This window comes from Streptomyces niphimycinicus, from assembly GCF_018883605.1.
Lineage (GTDB): Bacteria > Actinomycetota > Actinomycetes > Streptomycetales > Streptomycetaceae > Streptomyces > Streptomyces niphimycinicus.
Genome location: NZ_JAHLEM010000921.1, coordinates 1 through 3,543 on the forward strand (window position 1 = coordinate 1; position 3,543 = coordinate 3,543).

The 3,543-nt window shown below is 74.9% G+C and carries 1 protein-coding gene; it reads left to right on the top strand.

Features of this window, described 5'->3' with window-relative positions:
• Window positions 1-1,022: 1,022 nt before the first annotated feature.
• Window positions 1,023-3,266: a 1,4-alpha-glucan branching enzyme gene (gene glgB / locus KN815_RS45460; protein ID WP_443732348.1), complete on the top strand. Its 2,244-nt coding sequence runs from the start codon at window positions 1,023-1,025 to the stop codon at window positions 3,264-3,266.
• The last annotated feature ends 277 nt before the right edge of the window (window positions 3,267-3,543 follow it).

Genomic DNA, 3,543 nt, shown 5'->3' on the forward strand with positions numbered 1-3,543 from the left:
CAGCCGGGAATCCACGCCCGGACCGACGCCCGAGCCCGGACGACGCCCCGAGGCGGGGGGCCGCCGCGACGAGCGGGCCCAGGGAAGCAGGCCCAGCGGCCGGACACCCGCGCCGGGACCAGCGGCCGGACCCCGAGGACGCCCCGGGGCGGGCCCCGTCCCCCCGCGAGGACCCCGCCTCCGCCGAGTCGGCAGGCATCAAGCCCGCCCCCGCCCGGGAAACCCCGGACCCCGCCGCCACAGCGGCGAACCCCCTCCCGGCGACCGGGCCTCGGGCAGCGACCACACCGGCCAGGCACCCGCGCCCCGACCAGCGACCCGAGCCCGACAACACCCCGGAGCGCGCCCCCACCCCCCGCCAAGACCCCGCCTCCGCCGAGTCGGCAGGCATCAAGCCCGCCCCCGCCCGGGAAACCCCGGACACCGCCGCCACAGCGGCGAACCCCCTCCCGGCGACCGGGCCTCGGGCAGCGACCACACCGGCCAGGCACCCGCGCCCCGACCAGCGACCCGAGCCCGACAACACCCCGGAGCGCGCCCCCACCCCCCGCCAAGACCCCGCCTCCGCCGAGTCGGCAGGCATCAAGCCCGCCCCCGCCCGGGAAACCCCGGACCCCGCCGCCACAGCGGCGAACCCCCTCCCGGCGACCGGGCCTCGGGCAGCGACCACACCGGCCAGGCACCCGCGCCCCGACCAGCGACCCGAGCCCGACAACACCCCGGAGCGCGCCCCCACCCCCCGCCAAGACCCCGCCTCCGCCGAGTCGGCAGGCATCAAGCCCGCCCCCGCCCGGGAAACCCCCGACACCGCCGCCACAGCGGCGAACCCGGCCAGGCGGCCGGAGACGCCCGTCGGCAGTGGCGGCCCGGGGCAGGAGGCTCCTGCCGACCGCGCCCGCCCTGGCCGCGAGGCCCGGGTGTCCTATGGCTCACCGCCCGTGCCGCGTGCGGCTCGCGCGGGCCACAAGCGGCAGGAGGAGCCCGGGGGCACGGGCGAGCCCTCGCGCGTGGCCGGGCGGCCCTTGGCCGGAGGCAGCGGGTGGAACGACGACGGGGCGGGCGCCGAGCACGGTGTGCGGCCCGCGCCCGCGCTCGGGGACGAGGAGCGGGGGCGGCTGCTGTCCGGAGCGCATCACGCACCGCACGATCTGCTCGGCGCCCACCCCGTGCGCGGCGGTGTGCTCTTCCGCTGTCTGCGCCCGTACGCCCGCTCGGTGACCGTCGCCGCCGCCGGGCTGCGCGCCCGGCTGCGGGCCGAGGGGGACGGGCTGTTCTCCGGGGTGCTGCCGCTGCGGGAGATCCCGGACTACCGGCTGCTGGTGACGTACGAGGACGCCGAGCTGGAACTGCACGACCCGTACCGCTTCCTGCCCACCCTCGGCGAACTCGATCTGCACCTGATCGGCGAGGGCCGCCACGAGGAGCTGTGGCGGGCGCTCGGCGCGCATCCGATGACCCATCAGGGCGTGGCCGGCACCCGCTTCACCGTATGGGCGCCCAATGCCCTCGGGGTGCGGCTGACCGGCGACTTCACCTACTGGGACGGCACCGCGCTGCCGATGCGCTCGCTCGGCGGCAGCGGCGTATGGGAGCTGTTCCTGCCCGGGGTCGGCGAGGGCGCGCTGTACAAGTTCGAGATCACCCGGCCCGACGGCGGCCACTGTCTGCGCGCGGACCCGATGGCGCGGCGCACCGAATGCCCGCCCGCCACCGCCTCCGTCGTCCATGCCTCGCACCACCGCTGGGGGGATGCGGCGTGGCTGGCGCGCCGGGAGGGCGGGCGCGTCCATGAGCTGCCGTTCTCCGTCTACGAGGTGCATCTGCCGTCCTGGCGGCCGGGGCTGACCTACCGGCAGCTCGCGCAGCAGCTTCCGGCGTACGTGAAGGACCTGGGCTTCACCCATGTGGAGCTGATGCCGGTGGCCGAGCATCCCTTCGGCGGCTCCTGGGGCTATCAGGTCACAGGTTTCTACGCGCCCACGGCCCGGCTGGGCACCCCCGACGACTTCAAGTACCTGGTGGACGCGCTGCACCAGGCGGGCATCGGGGTGCTGGTGGACTGGGTGCCCGCGCATTTCCCCAAGGACGCCTGGGCGCTGGCCGAGTTCGACGGCCGTCCGCTGTACGAGCCCGCCGATCCGCTGCGGGCGGCGCATCCCGACTGGGGCACGCTGGAGTTCGACTACGGGCGCACGGAGGTGCGCAACTTCCTGGTGGCGAACGCCGTCTACTGGTGCGAGGAGTTCCATATCGACGGGCTGCGGGTGGACGCCGTCGCCTCCATGCTCTATCTCGACTATTCCCGCGAGCCCGGCCAGTGGACGCCCAACGCGCACGGCGGCCGGGAGAACCTGGACGCGGTCGCCTTCCTCCAGGAGATGAACGCGACCGTCTACCGCCGCTGCCCGGGTGTGATCACCATCGCCGAGGAGTCGACCGCGTGGGACGGGGTCACCCGCGCCACCCACCATGTGGGCCCCAGCGGCTTCGGCGGCCTCGGCTTCGGGCTGAAGTGGAACATGGGGTGGATGCACGACTCGCTGTCCTATCTCGCACATGAGCCGGTGCACCGCGCCTACCACCACCATGAGATGACCTTCTCGATGGTGTACGCGTACAGCGAGAACTATGTGCTGCCGATCTCGCATGACGAGGTGGTGCACGGCAAACGGGCCCTGGTGTCCAAGATGCCCGGCGACTGGTGGCAGCAGCGCGCCAACCACCGCGCGTACCTCGGCTTCATGTGGGCCCATCCGGGCAAGCAACTGCTGTTCATGGGACAGGAGTTCGCCCAGGGCGCGGAATGGTCGGAGGCGCATGGGCCCGACTGGTGGCTGCTGGATCCGTCGTACTCCGCCGAGCCCGACCACCGTGGCGTCCGCGATCTGGTCCGCGATCTGAACCAGGTGTACGCGGCCACGCCCGCGCTGTGGCAGCGGGACACCGACCCCGAGGGCTTCTCCTGGATCGAGGGCGACGCCCGCGAGGACAATGTCTTCGCCTTCCTCCGCTTCGACGCCGACGGTTCCCCGCTGCTGGCCATCAGCAACTTCTCCCCGGTGGTCCGCCAGGACTACCGGATCGGAACGCCGGAGGCGGTCCCGGTGTGGCGCGAGGTGCTGAACACCGACGACGGGCGGTACGGCGGCGGCGGTGTGGCCAACGCCGAGCCGCTGAAGGCCGAGCCCACGGGGTGGCACGGCCGTCCGGCCTCCATCCTGCCGGTGCTGCCGCCGCTGGCCACGATCTGGCTGCGGCCCGCCTGAGCGAGGGCCGCCGTCCCGCACGCCGCCTGAGCGAGGGCCGCTTCCCGCACGCCGCTTGCGCTGCCGCCTGAGCCGTACGCCTCCTCGCGCCGTACGCCTTCCCGCGCCGCCGCCTGAGGCATACGCCGCCTGCGCCGCCGCCGGAGGCACGCCGCCCGAGCCGCCCCGCCCGGGCCCTACGGCCCGTCAGCCGTCGGGCCTGCCCAGCCGGGCGAGTCCCTCCCGGAGCCGCTGGGCGTCGGGGTGGCCGAGGGCGTCGAAACGGGTCAGGGCCCGC